Consider the following 20155-nt stretch of genomic DNA (forward strand, 5'->3'; position numbering starts at 1 on the left):
GGCCGCGCGGCGACCCGGACGGTCCCGCGCCGGCGGGGCGGAACCGGACCCGCGGCGGCGCCCCCTCCGTGACCAGCGTGATCTGCGTCGCACGGCGCCACCGGGCCGTCCGGCCGCGACGCGACAACGCGCTGGTGGGCGGCGATCCGCCGGGCCCGCGCGGACCCCGGGTGGGGCCGAAGGTCCCGGACCCCCGGTGCCATTGCACCTGATCGCGGAACCGGTCGCGGACCATCCTGGACTTGGGCTCAGGCCCGGTTGATGCGGACCGAACAATCAGCCGGCGGGCGGGTGACGACGGTCGCCCTCCGCACCGCATCGGCGAAGGGCTGGGCACACGAGCCCGGCCGGACAGATCACGACTCTGGGAGATCGACATGAGCGCAACCGTTCTGGACGCGACCGCCACCGGCCTCGACCCGTGGCGCGGCTTCAGCGGGGACGCTTGGCGCGCCGGCGTCGAGGTGCGTGACTTCATCCAGGCCAACTACGCGCCGTACACCGGCGACGCGTCGTTCCTGGCCGGCCCGACGGAGCGCACCCAGGGCATCTGGCGCACGCTGACCGCGATGTTCCCGGCCGAGCGCGAGCGCGGAATCTACGACGTCGACGCGATCACCCCGTCCACCATCACCAGCCACAAGCCCGGCTTCATCGACCAGGCCAACGAGCTGATCGTCGGCCTGCAGACCGACGCGCCGCTGCGCCGCGCGATCATCCCGAACGGCGGCTGGCGGATGGTGGAGAACAGCCTCAAGGCGTACGGGTACGCGCCGGACCCCGCCGTGGCGGAGATCTTCACCAAGTACCGCAAGACCCACAACGCCGGCGTGTTCGACGCCTACCCCAAGGACGTGCTGGCCGCCCGCAAGTCGCACATCATCACCGGCCTGCCGGACGCGTACGGCCGCGGCCGGATCATCGGCGACTACCGCCGGGTCGCCCTCTACGGCGTCGACCGGCTGATCGAGGCGAAGAAGGCCGACCGGGACGCCTGCGCGAACATGGCGATGACCGAGGAGGTCATCCGCCGCCGCGAGGAGCTCTCCGAGCAGATCCGCGCGCTGACCGAGCTCAAGGAGATGGCCGCCTCCTACGGCTACGACATCTCCGCCCCGGCCGCCACCGGCCGCGAGGCCATCCAGTGGCTGTACTTCGCCTACCTGGCCGCGGTGAAGGAGCAGAACGGCGCCGCGATGTCGCTGGGCCGCACCTCCTCGTTCATCGACATCTACCTGGAGCGCGACATCGCCGAGGGCCGCCTCACCGAGGAGCAGGCCCAGGAGCTGGTCGACGACTTCGTGATCAAGCTGCGGATCGTGCGGTTCCTGCGCACGCCCGAGTACGACGAGCTGTTCTCCGGCGACCCGACCTGGGTGACCGAGTCGATCGGCGGCATCGGCGCCGACGGCCGCCCGCTGGTGACCCGCACCAGCTTCCGCTACCTGCAGACGCTCTACAACCTCGGCCCCGCGCCGGAGCCGAACCTGACCGTCTTCTGGTCGCCCGAGCTGCCGCAGGGCTTCAAGGACTTCTGCGCGCAGGTCTCCATCGACACCAGCGCCATCCAGTACGAGTCCGACGAGCTGATGCGCCCCCGCTACGGCGACGACACGGCGATCGCCTGCTGCGTCTCGGCCATGGAGGTCGGCAAGCAGATGCAGTTCTTCGGCGCCCGGGTGAACCTCGCCAAGACCCTGCTGTACGCGATCAACGGTGGTCGCGACGAGGTGTCCGGCGCGCAGGTCGGCCCGCAGCTGCCGCCGCTGACCGGTGACGTGCTGGACTACGCGCAGGTGGCCGAGCGCTTCGACACGATGATGGAGTGGCTCGCCGCCACCTACGTCAACGCGCTCAACATCATCCACTACATGCACGACAAGTACGCCTACGAGCGCATCGAGATGGCCCTGCACGACACGGACATCCTGCGCACCCTGGCGTGCGGCATCGCCGGTCTCTCGGTGGCGGCCGACTCGCTCTCGGCGATCAAGAACGCCACCGTACGGCCGGTCCGCGACGAGCGTGGCCTGGTCGTCGACTACACCGTCGAGGGCGAGTTCCCGACGTACGGCAACAACGACGACCGTGCCGACGCGATCGCCGTGGAGCTGGTCGAGTCGTTCATGGCCAAGATCCGCAAGCACCCGACCTACCGGGGCGCGGTGCACACCCAGTCGGTGCTCACCATCACCTCGAACGTCGTCTACGGCAAGCACACCGGCAACACCCCGGACGGCCGGCGCGCCGGTCAGCCGTTCGCCCCGGGCGCCAACCCGATGAACGGCCGGGACAAGCACGGGATGGTCGCCGCGGCGCTGTCGGTGGCGAAGCTGCCCTACGAGCACGCCCAGGACGGCATCTCGCTGACCACCACGGTCACCCCGAACGGCCTCGGCAACACCCGGGACGAGCAGGTCCGTAACCTGGTGGGCGTGCTGGACGGCTACACCGCCACCGGCGGCTTCCACATGAACGTCAACGTGCTCAACCGGTCCACCCTGGAGGACGCGATGGCGCACCCGGAGAACTACCCGCAGCTGACCATCCGGGTCTCCGGATACGCGGTCAACTTCGTCCGGCTGACCCGCGAGCAGCAGTTGGACGTCATCTCACGCACCTTCCACGGTGCCCTGTGACCGGCACCCTGCACCGCCCCGACCTGGGTATCACCCCGGTCGGGGCGCACTCCGGGCCGGCCGGTGAGCTGATCGGCTCGGTGCACTCGTGGGACGTGGTGACCGCCGCCGACGGGCCGGGCACCCGGTTCGTGACCTTCTTCGCCGGGTGCCACCTGCGCTGCCTGTACTGCCACAACCCGGACACCTGGGAGGGGCGTAACGGTCAGCACATCACGGTGGACGACCTGGTCGCCAAGATGACGTCGTTCAAGCCGTTCATCAAGGCGGCCGGGGGCGGGGTGACCGTCTCCGGCGGGGAGCCGCTGCTGCAGCACCACTTCGTCGAGGCGTACCTGCGCCGCTGCAAGCAGGAGGGCATGCACACCGCCCTGGACACCGCCGGGTTCCTCGGCGCCCGGGCCACCGACCAGCTGCTCGACGACACCGACCTGGTGCTGCTGGACGTGAAGAGCTCGGATGCGAACACGTACCGGAAGGTCACCGGCGTGGCGCTGCACCCGACCATCGCGTTCGGTGACCGGCTCGCCGCGCGTGGCAACCGGATGCGGGTGCGGTTCGTGCTGGTGCCCGGCCTCACCGACGACCCGGCCAACATCGCCGGTGTCGCCGACCTCGCCGCCCGCTGGGGCAGCGTGGACCGCGGCGGTGTGGTGGAGCAGGTCGACATCCTCGGCTACCACCGCCTCGGCGTGGTCAAGTACCAGGAGCTCGGGATGCGCTACCCGCTGCCGGACACCGTCCCGCCGGACGCCGGGCAGCTGGCCGCCGCGGCGGCGCACTTCGCCGAGCGGGGTCTGCGGGTCACCACGTCCTAGAGCCGGGTGACGGCCCGGCCGAGCGGCCCACCGGCGGATGCCGGTGGGCCGCTCGGCGTCTCCGAAGCGCGGCCTGACCCGCCCCGCGGGCAGCCCGGTCGCGGCCGGCCCTGGTCCGGCCCGGCCGAGGTCGGGCCCGGCTCGGGTGCGACCAGCCCCGGCTCCGGCGCTCACTCGCCGGAGGGCAGCAGCACCTCTTCGAGCCGGCGGCGCGGGGTGGCCGTGGCCGGCCGGCCGTACCCGACCCGCAGGATGATCTGCGCCCAGAGCCCCGCGCCGGTGTCGGTGAGCTGCTCGCGGATGCCCGGCACCTCGACCGCCTGGCTGATCGGGGTGGTGGCCAGGTTCAGCCAGGTCGCGGTGAGCAGCACCCGCTGCAGGGCCTGCCCGGCGGCCAGCCAGGCGGCGCGGTCGTCGCCCCGGGTGGCGAGCACCATGACGCTCGGGTACGGCTCGAACGCCTCGGTGGGCCGGCTCAGCTGCGGCTGCAGCAGGCCGAAGTCGCGCAGCGGCAGCATCTCCATGGCGTCCCACGGCCCGATCACCGACGGCGGGACACCGTCGCGGCGCGGGATCCGGTGGGTGGTCCAGCGGGCCAGTTCCGCCCGGTAGCCGCCGGTGGCGCGCTGTCGCCGCCCGGCGGCCTGGGACAGCGCGATGATCGCGTTCCGGCTGACCGGGTTGGCCAGGGTCAGCCGCGCGTGTTCGGTGGCGGCGGCGTCGATCATGTGCTCGATCGCGTCGGCGGGCACGGCGGCACGGGAGAACGGGTACCGGTTGGTGTGCCGGTGTCCGATCGCGGCGGCCAGCCGCTCGACGGCCGCCGTGACCGTGGCCGGTCCGGCGCAGGTGACCCGGGCGGCCAGCTCCGGCTGTTGCGGGTCGGGGAAGACCTCCAGATGTGGCAGGTGACCGGCGGCGCGCAGGCTCAGCCGGAGGGTGAGGACGGCGGCGCCGACGCTGATCATGAGCTCCCGACCGGCCGGGTCGAGCACGTCGAGCCGCCGGCTCTGGTCGGCGTACACCTCCACGCTGTCGGCCCCGATCCGGAACAGCCACGGCTGGCTGTTGTGCAGCGACGGCGCCGCCGTCGCGGCCCGGACGCAGCTTTCCAGCACCGCACGTGCCGGTGCCGCGACCTTCTCGCCCTGTGTGCTGGAGTTCACGGTCATCACCTTCCGGCTTCGTCACCGCCCTGTCGCGTTCAGTATTTGGTGACGGTGGGGAGCGCGGAGAGGGGCGTTGGACCCGCAGACCCGAGGCTTTCGCTGTGACAACCGCCTGAACTGGGTATTCGGGAGCGCAGGCCGATCTTTTCAGCGCTCTTGACCGGGTTCGGGACTTCCGGCCCTGCTACGGAACGCTGACCGGTTGAAGACTGACCGTGATAACAGTGATGTGACCGTCGTCACCCGAAAGTGTACGAAGGGAAGCGATGACCATGATGCTGCAGAGCGTGATCGATGCACCGGATGCCGGCAGCGAGGTTGTCATGTACGACCCGGAGAGGCGCGGCGGCGCCGGGGGATCGTTCGTCGTGGCCGCGGTCGACGCGGACGACAGCGCCGCCGCGGTGCTCTCCTATGCCGCGGCGCGCGCCCGTGAGCTGGGTGTCTGTCTGCGCGTGGCGCACGCCTGGAGCGGTGACGAGCGATTGCCGGAGGTGGACCTGCTGCTGTCCTCACTGTTGTACGACTGCCTGCCGGCCGCCGAGGCGGCGGGAGCGGAGCGGGCGATCCTGCACGACGACCCGGTGGCCGCGCTCACCGCGGTCAGCCGCGACGCCGCGCTGCTGGTGGTCTCCGCGTCGAGCAGCGGCGCGAGCGACAAGCGGCCGCTGGGCGACACGGCCCGCGCCCTGGCCGGCCACACCGCCTGCCCGCTGGCCGTGGTCGTGCCGGCCGCCCGCGAGCCGCAACCCTGACCCGGTTCCCGGGGTTCCCCGACCGACCGGACGGCATCCGCGCCGCGGCCCCGGCGCGGTTGCCGGGGATCTCCGGAACGGCCGGGCACGTGCCTGTCGTGGCGTCCCCGGGGACGCCACGACCGGCGGCCGGACGGCTCAGTGCTCGGCCCAGTCCTCCAGCGACCATTCGTGCACCTCGGGCATGTCCTCGAGGTGTTCGACGACGTAGGTTTCGTGGCGGGCCAGTTGTGCTTCGCACCAGGCTTTGAGTTCGGAGGCGCCGCTGGGCAGGCGTTTGGCGTTGTTGATGGCGTCCATGACCAGGTGGTAGCGGGACGCGCGGTTGCGGACGGTCATGTCGAACGGGGTGGTGGTGGTGCCCTGTTCGATGAAGCCACGCACCCGGAACCGGTCGGCGTCGGGCCGGCCGTGCACGAGCTGGTGGATCGCGCCGGGGTAGCCGTGGAAGGAGAAGACCACGTCGACGTGGTCGGTGAACAGTTCCCGGAACATGGTCTCGCTCATGCCGTGCGGGTGGTCCTTCGGCCGTGGCAGGGTCATCAGGTCGACCACGTTGACCACGCGGACCTTCAGCTGCGGCAGTTTCTCCATCAGGATCCGCGCGGCGGCCACGGTCTCCATGGTGACCACGTCACCGGCGCAGGCCAGCACGATGTCCGGGTCGCTGGAGCCGTCGTCGGTACCGGCCCATTCCCAGATCCCGGCGCCCTTGGTGCAGTGCTCGATGGCCTGGTCCATGTCCAGCCACTGCAGCTGCGGCTGCTTGTCGATCACGATCAGGTTGATGTACGACCGGGACCGGAAGCAGTGATCGGCGACCGACAGCAGGGTGTTGGCGTCCGGCGGCAGGTAGACCCGGGCCACGTCACCGCGCTGGGTCAGCACGTTCTGGATCAGGCCCGGCCCCTGGTGGGAGAACCCGTTGTGGTCGTTACGCCACGCGGTCGAGGTCAGCAGGATGTTCAGGCTCGGCACCTTGGCCCGCCACGGCAGGTGCGAGGCCTCCTGCAGCCACTTGCCGTGCTGGATCGTCTGCGACGCGCTGACCATCGCGAACGCCTCGTAGGTGGCGAACATGCCGTGCCGGCCGGTCAGGTTGTAGCCCTCCAGCCAGCCGTGGCAGTTGTGCTCGGAGAGCACCTCCATCACCCGCCCGGACCGGCTGATCTTCACGTCCTCGCCGGTGACGGTCTCCATGAACGCCCGGTCGGACACCTCGAACACCGCGCCGAGCCGGTTGCTGTTGGTCTCGTCCGGGCAGAACAACCGGAACCGATCCGGGTTACGGGTGTAGATGTCCCGCATGAACTCACCGAGCCTGCGCGTCGACTCCGCCCGCCCCTGCGCCGGCCGTTTCACCTCGACCGCATAACCACGGAAGTCCGGCAGATCCAGATCCCGGGTCAGCAACCCCCCGTTGGCATGCGGACTCGCGCTCATCCGCAGATCACCCTCCGGCGCCAACGCCCGCACCAGCTCCACCGGCGCGCCGGTCGCGTCGAACAACTCCTCCGGCCGGTACGACCGCAGCCACTTCTCCAGTTCCTTGAGGTGATCCGGGTTGCCCTTCACCCCGGACAGCGGCACCTGGTGCGACCGCCACGTCCCGGTCACCGTGATCCCGTCGATCTTCTCCGGACCGGTCCACCCCTTCGGCGTCCGCAGAACGATCAACGGCCAGCGCGGGCGCGAGCCGTCCCAGCCGGCCCCGTCCGACCCGCCGCGCGCCGCCGCCTGAATACTCTTGATCCTGTTCCAGGCCTCGGCCAGCGCGGCCGCGAACCGGTGATGCATCCCCGGGATGTCGTCGCCGCTGACCTCGATGATCTCGTAGCCGTGGCCTTCGAGGAGCTTGCGGACCTCTTCCGGGTCCTTGCGCGACAGCACGGTCGGACCGGCGATCTTCGCGCCGTTGAGATGCAGGATCGGCAGCACCGCGCCGTCGTGCTCCGGGTTGATGAACGAGATGCCCTTCCACGAGCCCTCCAGCGGGCCGGTCTCGGCCTCACCGTCACCGACCACCGCGATGCTCAGCAGATCCGGGTTGTCCATCACCGCGCCGAACGCGTGCACCAGCACATACCCCAGCTCACCACCCTCATGGATGGAACCCGGCGTGGTCACCGACACGTGACTCGGGATGCCACCCGGACTGGAGAACTGCCGGAACAACCGCAGCATCCCGGCCTCGTCCAACCCGACGTTCGGATACACCTCCGAATACGTGCCCTCCAGATAACCCGCCGCCACCAGCGCCGGGCCACCATGCCCCGGACCGGCCAGATAGATCGCCTGCTGCCCGGTCGTCTTGATCAACCGCGACACGTGCGCGTAGATGAACGACAACCCCGGACTGGTCCCCCAGTGCCCGAGCAGACGCGGCTTGATGTGTTCGTTCCTGAGCGGCTCACGCAGCAGCGGGTTGCCCTGCAGATAGATCTGGCCGATGGTCAGATAGTTGTTCGCCCGCCACCACGCGTCGAGGCCGGCGATCTCGGTATCGTCCGGCGCGGCGAGATTTCGTGCGAGTTGTTCGTGGTCCAGGGTTGCGGCGCGGTTGTCCGAAATGGCGGTCACTTGAGGTGGTCCTCTCGTTGCGATATCACCTCGATCGGATGCTATTGACGTGCTCGGGCGTCCGCAGGGAAAGGGCGATCGGCGTTACTGGCGGTACTGCTGAGGCAGCCGGTGGCGGGCCGCGAGCGGCGCCGGACGGCGGCGCGGCGCGCCACCGGCCGGCCGTGGCCCGCGGACGGGGCCGCACCGGTCGTACCGGAACGGGGTGGCGAAGAACCGGGGCATCGCCGCCGGTCCACGCGCGGTACGGTGACGCGGCAGCCGCCGTCGATGGGAGGCCGATGTCCGGCAGAGTCCGACGTACGATGCTCGCCGCGACCCTCGCCGCGCTCTGTGGCGCCTGCGGCTCCGAGCCGGCCTGGGGGTCGGTCCAGGACGCCGCCGGGCAGCGGCAGCGGGTGCTCTGCGCGGGCAGCACCGGGCCGGCCGTGGTGCTGGTGCACGGCATCGGCGACAAGGCCGGCTCCGCGTCGTTCGCCGAAGTCCTCGACGCGCTGCCGGACGACCGGCGGGTGTGCCGCTACGACCGGCCCGGCGCCGGTGACAGCCCGGCCCCGTCCCGGGACGGCCGGGACGCCGGACAGCTCGACGCCGAACTCGACACGGTGGTGCGGGCGGCCGACGACCAACATCCGGTCGTGCTGGTCGGACACTCGTTCGGCAGCTACCCGGTGCTGTACTACACCGCCCGGCACCGCGACCGGGTCGGCGGCGTCGTCCTGGCCGACGGCGTCGACCCCGGCCTCGGCCTGCTGGCCGCTCTCGGCGTGCCCTCCTGGTCGGACGTCGCGATGGCCAAGGAGCGCCTGGACCTGGCGGCGGTGCAGGCGCAGACCGCGACGGCGGTGACCGAGGGCCGGGAGGCGTTCCGTGACCTGCCGCTGACCGTCATCCGCCGGGACCGGAACGCCACCGCGGCCTGGCTGAGCGCCCAGCAGCATCTGGCCGGCCTCTCCACCCGGGGACAGCTGACCGTGGCCGCCGGCGCCGGCCACCAGATCCCCCAGGACGAGCCGGCCGCCGTGGCCGACGCCATCACGCGGCTCTCCTGACCGCCGCCCGGGTTTCGGCGCGACCCCACCGGGCAGGACGGCAGGATGATCCGCAACCGGCCGGCCGCCTGCCGGGACGCCACGGTGTGCGGCCCGCGCCCGGCCGAGGACGGGCGGGGCCGCCCGCCGGTCGCGCGGCCGGCGCTGCGCCGGCCGGTCCGGTAGGGGCGCGCGTGCCGGCGAGGCGCTACAACTGCCGCTGCGGAAAGAAGCGCTACCGCGACGAGCGGCAGGCGCTCGCCGCGGCCGCCGCCGACCAGCGGGCGCACCACGTCGCGGCCACCGTCTATCGCTGCCCGGGCGGGCTGGCCTGGCACGTCACGTCACGTGGCTGCACCCCGCAGGCGCTGCGGTCGGTGGGCCGGCGGCTGGCGTACGAGCTCGTCGCGCACGGCGAGGTGGACCTCGACGAGTTCCGCGCCCGCGTGGCCGGGACCGATCCGCGCCGCCGCGCGCGGGTGTCCCGGTGCGCCCGGCAGATGACCGACCTGGCGCTGACCCGATGGGCGCCGGCCGCGGCCGGGATCCGCCTGGCGGCGACCGACCGGGCCGGTTTGGCCCGCGTGGTGCAGATCGGGCTGGACGGGTACGCCGCCGAGCGGGCGCGCTGACCGCCCCCGTCACGGTGTCCGGCGCATCCCGCGCCCCGGGCCCGGTGCGGTGGGGAACTCGCCGGACTCCCGGACGCGACGCGCGGTTGGTCCCGCTCAGATCAGCAGCAGGGTCTTGCCCACCGCGGTGCGGTTCTCGATCGCGGCGTGCGCCTCGGCGGCCTGCTCCAGCGGGAAGGTCTGCCCGATCACCGGCCGCAGCGATCCCGCCGCGGCGAGAGCCATGACCTCGTCCGCCCAGCGCGCCGCGTGCGAACGGAACCCGAAGAGCTGATCGATGCCGATCACCCGCACGCCCCGGTCCGCGGCCTCCGCCTCGTCGATGCCGGCGAGCTCACCGCTGGCCGCGCCGTGCACGGAGAACCGGCCGCCGCGGGCGGTCACCTCGAACGCGGCCCGCCCGATCCGGCCACCGACGCCGTCGAACACGACGTCCGGCCCGGCGCCCCCGGTCGCCTCGAGCACCCGCCCGGTCCACCCGGGCTCGGCGTAGTCGACCACCACGTCGGCGCCCAGTTCCCGGACCGTCCGCAACTTCCGGGCCCCGCCGGCCGCCCCGATCACCCGGGCCCCCGCCGCGCGGGCGAGCTGCACCAGCAGGCTGCCCACCGCACCGGCCGCCGCCTCGATCAGGACCCGGTCCCCGGGCTCGATGCCGGCGCGTTCGACAAGGCCCCGCGCCGTGACGCCGTCGGTGCGCAGGGCCGCCGCCACCGGCAGGCTCAGCCCGTCCGGGACCGGGAGCAGGTCCTCGGCCGGGGCCACCGCGCGCTCGGCGAAGCCGCCGGTCCCGCCCGTGCCGGCGACGACACGCTGTCCCAGCCAGGCCGGGTCGACCCCGGGCCCGGCCGCGCTCACCAGCCCGGCGACCAGGCCGCCGGGCACGTACGGCAACCGGGGCGGCTGGTGCCACCTGGCGGTGCCGCGCCGGATCTGCGTCTCGACGAACGTCATGCCGGCCACCGCCACCTCGATCACCACCTGGCCCGGGCCGGCGACCGGGTCGGGTGTCTCGCCGGGAACCAGCACCTCCGGACCGCCGAAACCGATCGCCTGGACCACCCGCATCCGCCCCACCCCGTCCGCTCGCCGAAACCGGTCTGCGGTGCCGGACGTTCCGGCACCGGTCTGCGGCGCCGGCAACCCCCGGCACCGCAGACCCAGGATCGAATCTCAAGCAGGGTTGAGGTCAATGGCGGGCGGTGAGCCATTTCGCCGGGTGTCCGAGACCACCACCGCCGAGCGTGGTGGCCGACCGCTCTGCGGCGGTGGCCGACCGCCCCGCCCGGCGGTGACCGCTCCCGGCGCGGCCACCGCCGGGTTCCCGGGCGGACGGCGAATCGGCTGAATCAGCACGACGGCATCAGCGCTCTGCGAGCATCGTCGAGGGAGAGACGCCGGGAGGAAGGCAACCGCATGAGCGCGCTGCCCCGGGACGCCGGGCACCCCGTACCGCCGGGACCGGACGGGCCGCACGAGCCCCCTCCCGAGGTGGAACGGCGCCGGGAGCTGCACTTCTGGGCGCGTGCCGGGGCCCTCGCCGCGCTCGGGGTCGCCATCGTGGCCCTGCTCGGCGCCGCCCTGCTGAGCGTCTCGCACGCGCCGAAACCGCATCACGTGCCGGTCGGCCACGTCGGCGGCGCCGACTCGCGGGCCGCGCTGGCCGGCACGGCCGGCGACGCCGTGAAGGTCGTCTCCTACGGCAGCCGGGACGCGGCGCTCACCGGGATCCGGCGCATGGACGTCTACGGCGCGGTGGTCGTCGGTCCCGGCGGTATCGAGCTGCTCAAGTCGACCGCCGCGTCACCGCAGGTCGCCGCGGCGCTGACCACCCTGGTCAGCACGGCCGCGGGCCGGGCCACCCCGAAGATCACCGACGTCAGCGCGCTGCCGGCCGGCGACTCCGGCGGCGGCAGCGTGGCGGTCCTGCTGCAGGTGGTCGTGCTCGGCGGCACGATCGGCGCGATGGGACTGGGCCGGCTGGTGCCGCGGTACCGGTCCAACTGGGCGCGCGGCGAGCTGCCCCTGCTCTTCCTGATCCTGTACGGACTGTGCGTCGGCGCGGCCATCGCCGGGCTGGCCCAGGCCTTCGGGGTGGGCGTGCACCTGAACTTCGGCCGGCTCGCCCTGTGCCTGGCCCTGATCAACCTGGCCGTCACCGCCTCGATCAGCGCGCTGGTCTCGCTGGTCGGCAGCGCGGGCGCGGCCGTCGGTGGCGTGCTCTACTTCCTGCTCGGCACGCCGATCAGCGGCGCCACCACGGCCGGCCCGATGATGCCCGCCTTCTGGCACCACTTCGGGCAGGCGCTGCCACCCGGCGCCGGCGCCACCCTGCTGCGCCGCGTGCTGTACTTCCCGGACGCGCCGCTGGGCCGCCTGCTGCTCATCCTCGGCCTGTACGCCGGGCTCGGCGCTCTGATCCTCGGCATCGTCAACCTCGTCGCCGGCGCCCGGCACCGCAACAGCCTCGCCGACCTGCCCTGACGGCCTCACCACGAGGTCAGCACCAGATGGTTGACCACCAGGGCGGCGCCGGCCTGCAGGCCCAGCCAGCCGCGCCGGTCCGGCGCGGGGAGCAGGGCCGCGGCCGCCGGCAGCCAGATCGCGAACGGCAGCCAGATCCGCTCCACCTCGGCCTTGCTCAGCCCGGACAGGTCGGCCGCGGCGACGGCGGCGGCCGCGCCCAGGCACAGCAGCACCGCCGGGGTCCGGGCGGCCGGTGCCCGCGCCGCGGCCCGGCGCAGGATCGCCGCCGCGGCCGGCCCGGCGCTCAGCGTCAGCGCGGCCAGGTTCGCCCAGACCCAGTACGGGTACGGCCGTTGACTCGCCAGCCCCTGGTAATAGCGCTGCCGGACCAGGTGGTAGCCCTGCCACCAGTCGAACCCGAGCCCGGTGACGGTGGCCAGCACCGGCACGGCGCCCAGCCCCGCCCAGATCAGCATCGGCACGCGTCGCAGCCGTACGGCCGCCACCGCGGCGGCCGGCAGAACGAGCAGGATCAGGCCGTACGAGAGATAGGCGCACACCGCGAGCAGAGCCCCGCCGGCCGCGGCCGCCCACCGTGACGGCCCGGCCAGACCGGTTGCCAGCAGCGCCAGCGCGGCCGCCGCCACGCCGGTGAACAGCCCGTCGGCGGAGACCCCGACCCACACCGCGCCGGGGAACAGCACCAGGAACGGCAGCGCCGCGCGGGCCGCCGGCTCGTCGCCCAGCGCCCGCAGGGTCACCGCGACCGTCACGGTGGCCGAGCACCCGGCCAGCACGCACAGCGCCGCCGCCCAGCCGCCGCCGCCCAGTCCCACCCGGTCCAGCCCGACGAAGACCAGCAGCGCGCCCGGCGGATGCCCGGCGACGTGCGTGGCCCACGGGTCCGGGCCGTCCGCCAGGATCCGGCCGGCGAAGCCGCGCAGCAGGGCCGGCACATCGGTGACGCCGGGCACCTCGCTCAGGTACTCGAACCGGGTGGTGAGCCGGCCGGTCACCCCGCGCCGCCACCCGTCGACCAGGGCGAGCGCGAAGGTCCACGCCGTGGAGGCGGCCCATGCGTACGCCAGCAGCGGTCGCCAGCGCAGCCGGGCCGCGAGGTCCGGGCCGCACCGGACGACGGCCACGGCGAGCAGCACCGCCGGCACGGTGCCCGGGCCGGCGTGCGGCCACACGTGCCCGAACAGCGGGGCGGCCGGCGCGCGCACCGGCCGCCCCGCCCAGCCGAGCGCCGCGCCGGTCACCACGGCGGCGGCGACCAGGGCGACCGCGGTGCCCAGCGCCCAGCGGTCGCCCGCCGTCGACGGCCAGGTCCGGACGCGCCGCGATCTCAGCCGCGCAGCGGCGCGCACGCGAACTCCCGCAACCCGTCGGCCGGCGGCACCGCGGCCCGGAAGCCGAGCTCGGCGGCGGCCCGGGCCGGCGAGGCCACCACGTGCCGCACGTCGCCCAGCCGGAACTGCCCGGTGACCACCGGGCGCGGGCCACCGAACGCGTCCGCGAGCAGCCCGGCCATGTCACCGACCGTGGTGGGCCGGCCGGACGCCACGTTGTACGCCCGGAAGCCGCGCCCGGCGCCCAGCGCCGCCACGTTCGCCGCCGCCACGTCGCCCACGTGCACGAAATCGCGGACCTGGCCGCCGTCCTCGTACACCCGGGGCGCCCGGCCGCCCGCCAGCGCGGACCGGAAGATCGCCGCCACCCCGCTGTACGGGGTGTCCCGCGGCATCCGCGGCCCGTACACGTTGTGGTAGCGCAGCGCGGCCACCGACGCGTCGCACTCGCGCGCCCACACCGCGGTCAGGTGCTCCTGGGCCACCTTGGTCGCGGCGTAGACGCTGCGCGGGTCCACCGGGGCGTCCTCGGCCACCAGCCCGGCGGTCAGCGGCTGCCGGCAGTGCGGGCAGGACGGCTCGAACCGCCCGGCCGCCAGGTCGTCCGCGTCGCGTGGTGTGGGGCGTACCGGTCCGTGCCGTTCGCACCGGTACGCGCCCTCCCCGTACACCACCATCGAACTCGCCAGCACCAGCCGCCGGATCCCGGCCTCGGACATCGCCGCCAGCAGCACCGCGGTGCCCAGGTCGTTGCAGCCGACGTACTCCGGCAGGTCGTCCGGACCGGCGCCGAGCCCGACCAGGGCCGCCTGGTGCACCACCGCGTCGACGCCGCGCAGCGCCGCCCGTACCGCGCCGCGGTCCCGGACGTCGGCACGGTGCAGGATCGCCCCGTCCGGCGCCGGCGGCGGCTCGCGGTGCGCCGCCGGATGAGCACAGTCCAGTACGGACACGTCGTGGTTCGCCGCCAGCAGGGCGGAGGTCACGTGCGAGCCGATGAAGCCGGCGCCGCCGGTCACGAGAATGTGCGTCACGACGACGACCGTAGGGGCGCCGTCCCGGTCGTGGCAGCGGCCGGCGCCGATCCGTCAGCGGTTCGTAAGAACTGTCGCCGGCGTCCCCACTTCGTAAGAATCAGCCGCCGCGACCAGCGCTAACTTGCCAGCCATGACCGATGTGGTGTTGCCCTGCCTGAACGAGGCCGCCGCGCTGCCGTGGCTGCTGGCCCGGATGCCGGACGGCTACCGGCCGATCGTCGCCGACAACGGCTCGACCGACGGGTCGGCCGGCGTGGCCCGCCGGCTCGGCGCGCGGACGGTCGAGGTGCCGCAGCCCGGCTACGGCGCCGCGGTGCACGCCGGCATCCTCGCCGCCGACCCCGCCGACGGGGTGGTGTGCGTGATGGACGCCGACGGCTCCTTCGACCCGGCCGAACTGCCGTCGCTGGCCGATCCGGTCCGCGCCGGGGACGCCGACCTGGTGTGCGGCCGCCGCCGGCCCACCGCGGCCGGCGCCTGGCCGGTCCACGCCCGGCTGGCCAACGCGGTGCTGGCCCGGCGGATCCGCCGTGGCACCGGCCTGCCGGTGCACGACATCGCCCCGATCCGGGCCGCCCGCCGCGAGGCCCTGCTCGCCCTGGACCTGCGCGACCGCCGCTTCGGTTACCCCTTGGAGCTGCTGCTCGGCGCGGCCCGGGCCGGATGGCGGGTGCGCGAGCTGGACGTCGCCTACCACCCGCGGGCCGCCGGCACCCGCTCCAAGGTCACCGGAACCGTCCGCGGCACGCTGCGTGCGATCCACGACATGCGGGCGGTACTGGCCGGATGATCCAGCTGCTGGTGATGGCCAAGGCGCCGGTGCCGGGCCGGGTGAAGACCCGGCTCTGCCCGCCGTGCACCCCGGGCGAGGCGGCGGCGATCGCGGCGGCCGCCCTCGCCGACACCCTCGACATCGCCGCCGGGGTCCCGGCCGCCCGGCGCACCCTCGTGATCGACGGCGGCCATCCGGCGCCGCCCGGCTGGGCCCGCGTGCCGCAGCGTGGCGCCGGGCTGGGGGAGCGGCTCGCCCACGCGTTCGCCGACACCGCCCGGCCCGGCATCCCGGCGCTGCTCATCGGCATGGACACCCCGCAGGTGACCGGCGAGCTGCTGCGTGCCGCGGCCGCCGCGCTGACCCGCGCCGGCGCGGTCCTCGGACCGGCCGACGACGGCGGCTGGTGGGCGCTGGGGCTGAGCGACCCGGCCGACGCGGGCGTGCTGCCCGGTGTGCCGATGTCCGCGGCCGACACCGGCGCGCGCACCCTCGCCGCCCTGCGCGGGCGCGGGGTGCACCCGACCCCGCTCCCGCGGCTGCGGGATGTCGACACCGCGGGCGACGCGGTCGCGGTCGCGGCCCTCTGCCCGCCCGGCCGCCGCTTTCCGGCCGAGGTGGCCCGCCACCTGCCCGCCACGGCCGCCGGACTTGCCGGTGCTGCGGCATGACCGCGGCCGCCGTGGCCTGCCCGCCCGCCGACCGGGCCGCCCTGGATCTCTACGATCGCGCCCTGCTGCGCGCGATGTCGGGCGCGCGCAGCCCGCTGATCCTGCGCGGCGCCGACGGGCGCGAGACCCGGGTCGACGCCGGGCAATGGTGCCGCGACCACCGCCCGGGTGACACCGGGTTGCTCGCCCGGTGTACCGGCGCCACCCTCGACGTCGGATGCGGGCCGGGCCGCCTCACCGGCGCGCTGCTGCGCCTGGGCCGGGTGGCGCTCGGCATCGACGTGAGCGCGACCGCCGTACGCCTGGCCCGGGCCCGCGGCGCCGCCGCCCTGCGCCGCGACGTGTTCGCGCCGCTGCCCGGCCACGGCCGGTGGCAGCATCTGCTGCTCGCCGACGGCAACCTCGGCATCGGAGGCGACCCGACCGCCCTGCTGCGCCGCTGCCGGGAGCTGATCTCCGGGCGCGGGTGGGTGCACGCCGAGGTGGAGCCGCCGGGCACGGGCAGCTGGTCCGGCACGGCCACGCTGCACGCCGGGACCGACACCCTCTCCGCCGGCCGCGCCACCACCGCGCCCGGCCCCACCACCGCGCCCGGCCCCACCACCGCGCCCGGCCCCACCACCGCGCCCGGCGCCGGCCGTGCCGTGCCCGGTGGCGACCGTGCCGTGGCCGGTGGCGATCGTGCCGTGGCGCCGCTGCGCTGGGCGCGGGTGGCCGCCGACGACCTGGACCCGCTGGCCCGGTCCGCCGGCCTGCTCGTCCGGGACACCTGGACGGAGGAGGGCCGATGGTTCGCCACCCTGGCCGCCGCCTGACGCGCGCCCTGGCCTGGCTCGCCCACCCACCGGTACGCCCCGAGTCGTTCCCGTCACCGCTGCGTTCCACGCGGCTGACCAGCCGGCTCGGCCTCGCCCTCGGGGTCGCGTTCGCCGTCTGCTTCGTCACCGGGCTGCTCAGCCACCTGATCCAGCAGCCACCCGGCTGGTTCCGGTGGCCGTCGCACCCGGCCGGGCTGTACCGGTTCACCCAGGGGCTGCACGTGGCGACCGGCCTGGCCACCGTGCCGCTGCTGGGCGCGAAGCTGTGGTCGGTCTACCCGCGGCTGTTCACCCGGCCGGTGCTGCGTGACCTCGCCCACGCCGCCGAGCGCCTCTCGGTCGCCGTGCTGGTCGGCGCGGCGCTCTTCCAGGTCGTCAGCGGGTTGCTGAACATCTCGCACTGGTACGCCCCGATGCCGTTCTTCTTCACCGCCGGGCACTACTGGGTCGCCTGGCTGTCGGTCGGTGCCCTGCTCACCCACATCGGTGTGCAGCTGCCCGCCATCCGGGCCGCCCTGCCGCGGGGCGGGGACGACCCGCAACGGCGCCGCTTCCTGGCGACGGTGGCCGCCGCGGCCGGGGTGATCACGGTCGCCACCGCCGGGCAGACGGTCCGCCCGCTCGCCGCCGTGTCGGTGCTGGCGCCGCGCCGGCCGGGCACCGGTCCGCAGGGCGTGCCGGTGAACCGCACCGCCGCGGCCGCCGGTGTCCGCGACGCCGCCCTCCACCCGGGGTACCGCCTGACCGTCGCCGGGTTCGGCCGCACCGTCGAGCTCGGCCTCGCCGACCTGGCCGGGCTGCCGCAGCACACCACGGTGCTGCCGATCGCCTGCGTGGAGGGCTGGAGCTGCACCGCCACCTGGACCGGGGTGCGGCTGGCCGACCTGGCCCGGCTGCTCGGCGTGGACCCGGCCGGCTGCGTGGCCGTGGTGCGGTCCCTGCAGACCGCCGGCCGGTACCGGTCGTCGACGGTGGCCGGTCCGCACCTCGTCGACGGCCGCACGCTGGTGGCGCTGCGGCTCGGCGGTGAGCCGCTCGCCCTCGACCACGGCTATCCGGCGCGGCTGATCGCACCGAACCGGCCCGGCGTGTTGCAGACCAAGTGGCTGTCCCGGATCAGCCTGCGGGCGGCGTGATGCGCCGCGTGCTGGTCGCCTCGGGCCTGCTGATCATGGCGTACGCCCTGGTGGGCGCGGTCGCCGACGGACAGGTCGACCTGCTCGGCGTGCTGGTGTTCGGCGTCGCGGTGCTGCTGCTGCACGACGCGGTGTTCGTGCCGCTGCTGCTGGCCGGCGGGGCGCTGATCCGCCGGCTGGTTCCGGTGCGCTGGCAGACCACGGCGCGGGCGGTCGCCGTGATCGACCTGGCCGTCGCGGTGGTCGGGCTGCCGCTGGTGGCGGGCTTCGGGCGGCGCGCCGACGATCCGTCGGTCCTGCCCCGGCCGTACGCCACGGGTCTGCTCTTGATCGTGGTGGCGACCGCGGTGACCGCGGTGCTGGGCCGTAAGGGAATCGAAAGGTGGCGGGGCGGGCGCCGACGGCGCCGGCCTCGGTAACCTGCCGGGGTGACCCCTCAGGTGCTGGTCGTGGACGACGATCCGACCGTCAGCGACGTGGTGCGCCGCTATCTCGAACAGGACGGCTGCCGGGTGCGGCTGGCCGGGGACGGCCTCGCCGCGCTCGCCGCCGTCGACGCCGAACGCCCCGATCTGGTGGTGCTCGACCTGATGCTCGGTGGCGTCGACGGCCTCGAGGTGTGCCGCCGCCTGCAGCGTGACCAGCCGGGCCTGCCCGTGGTCATGCTGACCGCGCTGGGGGAGGAGAGCGACCGGGTGCTCGGTCTGGAGGTGGGCGCGGACGACTACGTGACCAAGCCGTTCAGCCCCCGCGAGCTCACCCTGCGGGTGCGGTCGGTGCTGCGCCGCGCCGGGCCGGCCGCCGCGCCGCGCCCGGCCCTGCTGCGCGACGGCGACCTGGTGGCCGACACCGGCCGGCGCACCGCCGAGCTGGCCGGCCGGCCCCTGGCGCTGACCGTGCGCGAGTTCGACCTGCTGGAGTTCCTGCTGCGCCACCCGGCGCGGGCCTGGTCGCGGGCCGAGCTGCTGGAGCGGGTGTGGGGCTGGCGGTTCGGCGACCAGTCCACCGTCACGGTCCACGTGCGCCGCCTGCGCGAGAAGATCGAGGTTGATCCGGCGGCGCCGGCCCGGCTGGTCACCGTCTGGGGCGTCGGCTACCGCTACGAATCGGCCGGCGATGCGTGACCTGCTGCTGATCGGCCTCTACTCGCTGGCCGCGGGCGCGGCCGTCGCCCTGTGCGGGGCGCTCGTGCTGCGGCTGCTGCGCGGCCGGTCGATCGCCGTGCACGTCTGCGTGCTGCTGGCGATCACGGTGGCCGCGGTGGTCGCCGGGGTCGGCACGGTCGCCCAGGCGATGTTCCTGTCCGGGCACGACCTGCAGGTGGTACTGGTCACGGTGGGCGCGTCGGCGATGGTCAGCCTTGCGGTCGGGACGATCTTCGGGCGCCGGCTGGCCGCCGCGGCGGTGTGGGCCGCGCAGGCCCGGGAGCGGGAGCGGCGGATGGAGGCCGGGCGGCGGGACCTGGTGGCCTGGGTGTCGCACGATCTGCGTACGCCGCTGGCCGGGCTGCGCGCGATGACCGAGGCCCTGCAGGACGGGGTGGTCGACGACCCGGCGACGGTCGCGGAGTACCACCGGCGGATCCGGGCCGAGACCGACCGGATGACCGGGCTGGTCGACGACCTGTTCGAGCTGTCCCGCATCCACGCCGGCGCGCTGCGGCTGACCCCGGCCGACCTGGCGCTGGCCGACATCGTGTCGGACGCGGTCGCGGCGGTCACCCCGCTGGCGGCCGGCCGCGGCATCCGGGTGGAGGCGGCCGCCAGCGGGTGGCCGGTGGTGACCGGCGGCGCGGCCGAGCTCAACCGGATCGTCAGCAATCTGCTGACCAACTCGGTGCGGTACTCGCCGCCCAACGGGACGGTGCAGGTCGAGGCCGGCCGAGATGCCCGTGAGGTGTGGTTCGCCGTGTCGGACAGTTGCGGCGGCATCCCGGAGGACGATCTGCCGCGGCTGTTCGACGTCGCGTTCCGCGGCACCCGGGCCCGGACCCCGGACAGCGCCGGTGGCGGCCTGGGGCTGGCGATCGTGCGTGGCCTGGTGGAGGCGCACGGCGGGCGGGTGGTGGCCGGCAACATCACCGGCGGCTGCCGGTTCGAGGTACGCCTGCCGGCCCCGGCCTGAGCAGGCCCCGCCGGGATCGGCGTCCGGCCGCTGGGATCGGTCTCCGGTCCGGCGTCCGCCGGCCGGGATCGGTCTCCGGTCCGGCGTCCGCCGGCTGGGATCGGTCTCCGGTCCGGTGGCCGCCGGCCGGGATCGGCGTCCCGCCTCGCGTCCGC

Annotated in this window: 18 protein-coding genes; 13 read left to right on the forward strand and 5 right to left on the reverse strand. The window is 74.6% G+C overall.

All coding sequences use genetic code 11. The features are described 5' to 3' along the window. The first annotated feature begins 377 nt into the window (after window positions 1-377). Both pflB and pflA read left to right on the forward strand, forming a co-directional pair. Window positions 378-2639 carry a formate C-acetyltransferase gene (gene pflB / locus ACTEI_RS16140; protein ID WP_122978425.1) on the forward strand — a complete coding sequence of 754 codons (2262 nt, stop codon included), beginning with the start codon at window positions 378-380 and terminating at the stop codon, window positions 2637-2639. Continuing rightward, window positions 2636-3457 carry a pyruvate formate-lyase-activating protein gene (gene pflA / locus ACTEI_RS16145; RefSeq protein WP_239082758.1) on the forward strand — a complete coding sequence of 274 codons (822 nt, stop codon included), beginning with the start codon at window positions 2636-2638 and terminating at the stop codon, window positions 3455-3457. The genes pflB and pflA overlap by 4 nt, the downstream gene beginning before the upstream one ends. Window positions 3458-3627: 170 nt before the next feature. Here the strand turns inward: pflA and ACTEI_RS16150 are convergent, their stop codons facing one another. Further along, entirely contained in the window at window positions 3628-4623 is a 996-nt protein-coding gene (locus ACTEI_RS16150; RefSeq protein WP_239082759.1) for an Acg family FMN-binding oxidoreductase, read from the reverse strand. A gap of 269 nt (window positions 4624-4892) precedes the next feature. Between ACTEI_RS16150 and ACTEI_RS16155 the strand changes: the two genes are divergently transcribed. After that, the gene (locus ACTEI_RS16155; RefSeq protein ID WP_122978427.1) at window positions 4893-5381 is read left to right on the forward strand and encodes a universal stress protein; all 489 of its coding nucleotides are present in this window, start codon (window positions 4893-4895) and stop codon (window positions 5379-5381) included. Between the two features lie 138 nt (window positions 5382-5519). Here ACTEI_RS16155 and ACTEI_RS16160 read toward each other — a convergent pair whose 3' ends face one another. Continuing rightward, window positions 5520-7961: a phosphoketolase family protein gene (locus ACTEI_RS16160; RefSeq protein ID WP_244940683.1), complete on the reverse strand. Its 2442-nt coding sequence runs from the start codon at window positions 7959-7961 to the stop codon at window positions 5520-5522. Between the two features lie 281 nt (window positions 7962-8242). Here ACTEI_RS16160 and ACTEI_RS16165 point away from each other — a divergent pair, with 281 nt between their 5' ends. After that, window positions 8243-9013, forward strand: coding sequence for an alpha/beta fold hydrolase (locus ACTEI_RS16165; protein WP_164465984.1), 771 nt, complete (start codon window positions 8243-8245; stop codon window positions 9011-9013). Between the two features lie 173 nt (window positions 9014-9186). Beyond that, window positions 9187-9624 carry a hypothetical protein gene (locus ACTEI_RS16170; protein ID WP_122978429.1) on the forward strand — a complete coding sequence of 146 codons (438 nt, stop codon included), beginning with the start codon at window positions 9187-9189 and terminating at the stop codon, window positions 9622-9624. A gap of 96 nt (window positions 9625-9720) precedes the next feature. Here the strand turns inward: ACTEI_RS16170 and ACTEI_RS16175 are convergent, their stop codons facing one another. Then, window positions 9721-10692 carry a zinc-binding dehydrogenase gene (locus ACTEI_RS16175; protein ID WP_122978430.1) on the reverse strand — a complete coding sequence of 324 codons (972 nt, stop codon included), beginning with the start codon at window positions 10690-10692 and terminating at the stop codon, window positions 9721-9723. Between the two features lie 348 nt (window positions 10693-11040). Between ACTEI_RS16175 and ACTEI_RS16180 the strand changes: the two genes are divergently transcribed. Then, entirely contained in the window at window positions 11041-12108 is a 1068-nt protein-coding gene (locus ACTEI_RS16180) for an ABC transporter permease (protein WP_145831125.1), read from the forward strand. Between the two features lie 5 nt (window positions 12109-12113). Here the strand turns inward: ACTEI_RS16180 and ACTEI_RS16185 are convergent, their stop codons facing one another. Together ACTEI_RS16185 and ACTEI_RS16190 are read right to left on the reverse strand one after the other, a co-directional pair. Continuing rightward, the gene (locus ACTEI_RS16185; protein WP_239082693.1) at window positions 12114-13460 is read right to left on the reverse strand and encodes a hypothetical protein; all 1347 of its coding nucleotides are present in this window, start codon (window positions 13458-13460) and stop codon (window positions 12114-12116) included. After that, a complete protein-coding gene (locus ACTEI_RS16190) occupies window positions 13439-14476 on the reverse strand; it encodes an NAD-dependent epimerase/dehydratase family protein (RefSeq protein ID WP_122978432.1) in 1038 nt (345 codons plus the stop codon). The genes ACTEI_RS16185 and ACTEI_RS16190 overlap by 22 nt, the downstream gene beginning before the upstream one ends. A 124-nt stretch (window positions 14477-14600) precedes the next feature. Between ACTEI_RS16190 and ACTEI_RS16200 the strand changes: the two genes are divergently transcribed. From ACTEI_RS16200 to ACTEI_RS16235, 7 genes are read left to right on the forward strand one after another with little or no spacing between them, the layout of a single operon-like run. After that, window positions 14601-15269: a glycosyltransferase family 2 protein gene (locus ACTEI_RS16200; protein ID WP_187646007.1), complete on the forward strand. Its 669-nt coding sequence runs from the start codon at window positions 14601-14603 to the stop codon at window positions 15267-15269. Further along, window positions 15266-15922: a TIGR04282 family arsenosugar biosynthesis glycosyltransferase gene (locus ACTEI_RS16205; RefSeq protein WP_122978434.1), complete on the forward strand. Its 657-nt coding sequence runs from the start codon at window positions 15266-15268 to the stop codon at window positions 15920-15922. Before ACTEI_RS16200 ends, ACTEI_RS16205 begins: the two co-directional genes overlap by 4 nt. Then, window positions 15919-16737 carry a class I SAM-dependent methyltransferase gene (locus ACTEI_RS37010; protein WP_145831124.1) on the forward strand — a complete coding sequence of 273 codons (819 nt, stop codon included), beginning with the start codon at window positions 15919-15921 and terminating at the stop codon, window positions 16735-16737. The genes ACTEI_RS16205 and ACTEI_RS37010 overlap by 4 nt, the downstream gene beginning before the upstream one ends. Then, window positions 16710-17876 carry a molybdopterin-dependent oxidoreductase gene (locus ACTEI_RS16220; protein WP_122978435.1) on the forward strand — a complete coding sequence of 389 codons (1167 nt, stop codon included), beginning with the start codon at window positions 16710-16712 and terminating at the stop codon, window positions 17874-17876. The genes ACTEI_RS37010 and ACTEI_RS16220 overlap by 28 nt, the downstream gene beginning before the upstream one ends. Continuing rightward, entirely contained in the window at window positions 17876-18295 is a 420-nt protein-coding gene (locus ACTEI_RS16225) for a hypothetical protein (protein WP_122978436.1), read from the forward strand. The genes ACTEI_RS16220 and ACTEI_RS16225 overlap by 1 nt, the downstream gene beginning before the upstream one ends. Before the next feature lie 9 nt (window positions 18296-18304). Continuing rightward, window positions 18305-19000 carry a response regulator transcription factor gene (locus ACTEI_RS16230; protein ID WP_122978437.1) on the forward strand — a complete coding sequence of 232 codons (696 nt, stop codon included), beginning with the start codon at window positions 18305-18307 and terminating at the stop codon, window positions 18998-19000. Beyond that, complete coding sequence (locus ACTEI_RS16235; protein WP_122978438.1) at window positions 18993-20000, forward strand: sensor histidine kinase; 1008 nt, start codon at window positions 18993-18995, stop codon at window positions 19998-20000. Before ACTEI_RS16230 ends, ACTEI_RS16235 begins: the two co-directional genes overlap by 8 nt. Window positions 20001-20155 lie beyond the last annotated feature (155 nt).

Source organism: Actinoplanes teichomyceticus ATCC 31121, assembly GCF_003711105.1.
GTDB lineage: Bacteria > Actinomycetota > Actinomycetes > Mycobacteriales > Micromonosporaceae > Actinoplanes > Actinoplanes teichomyceticus.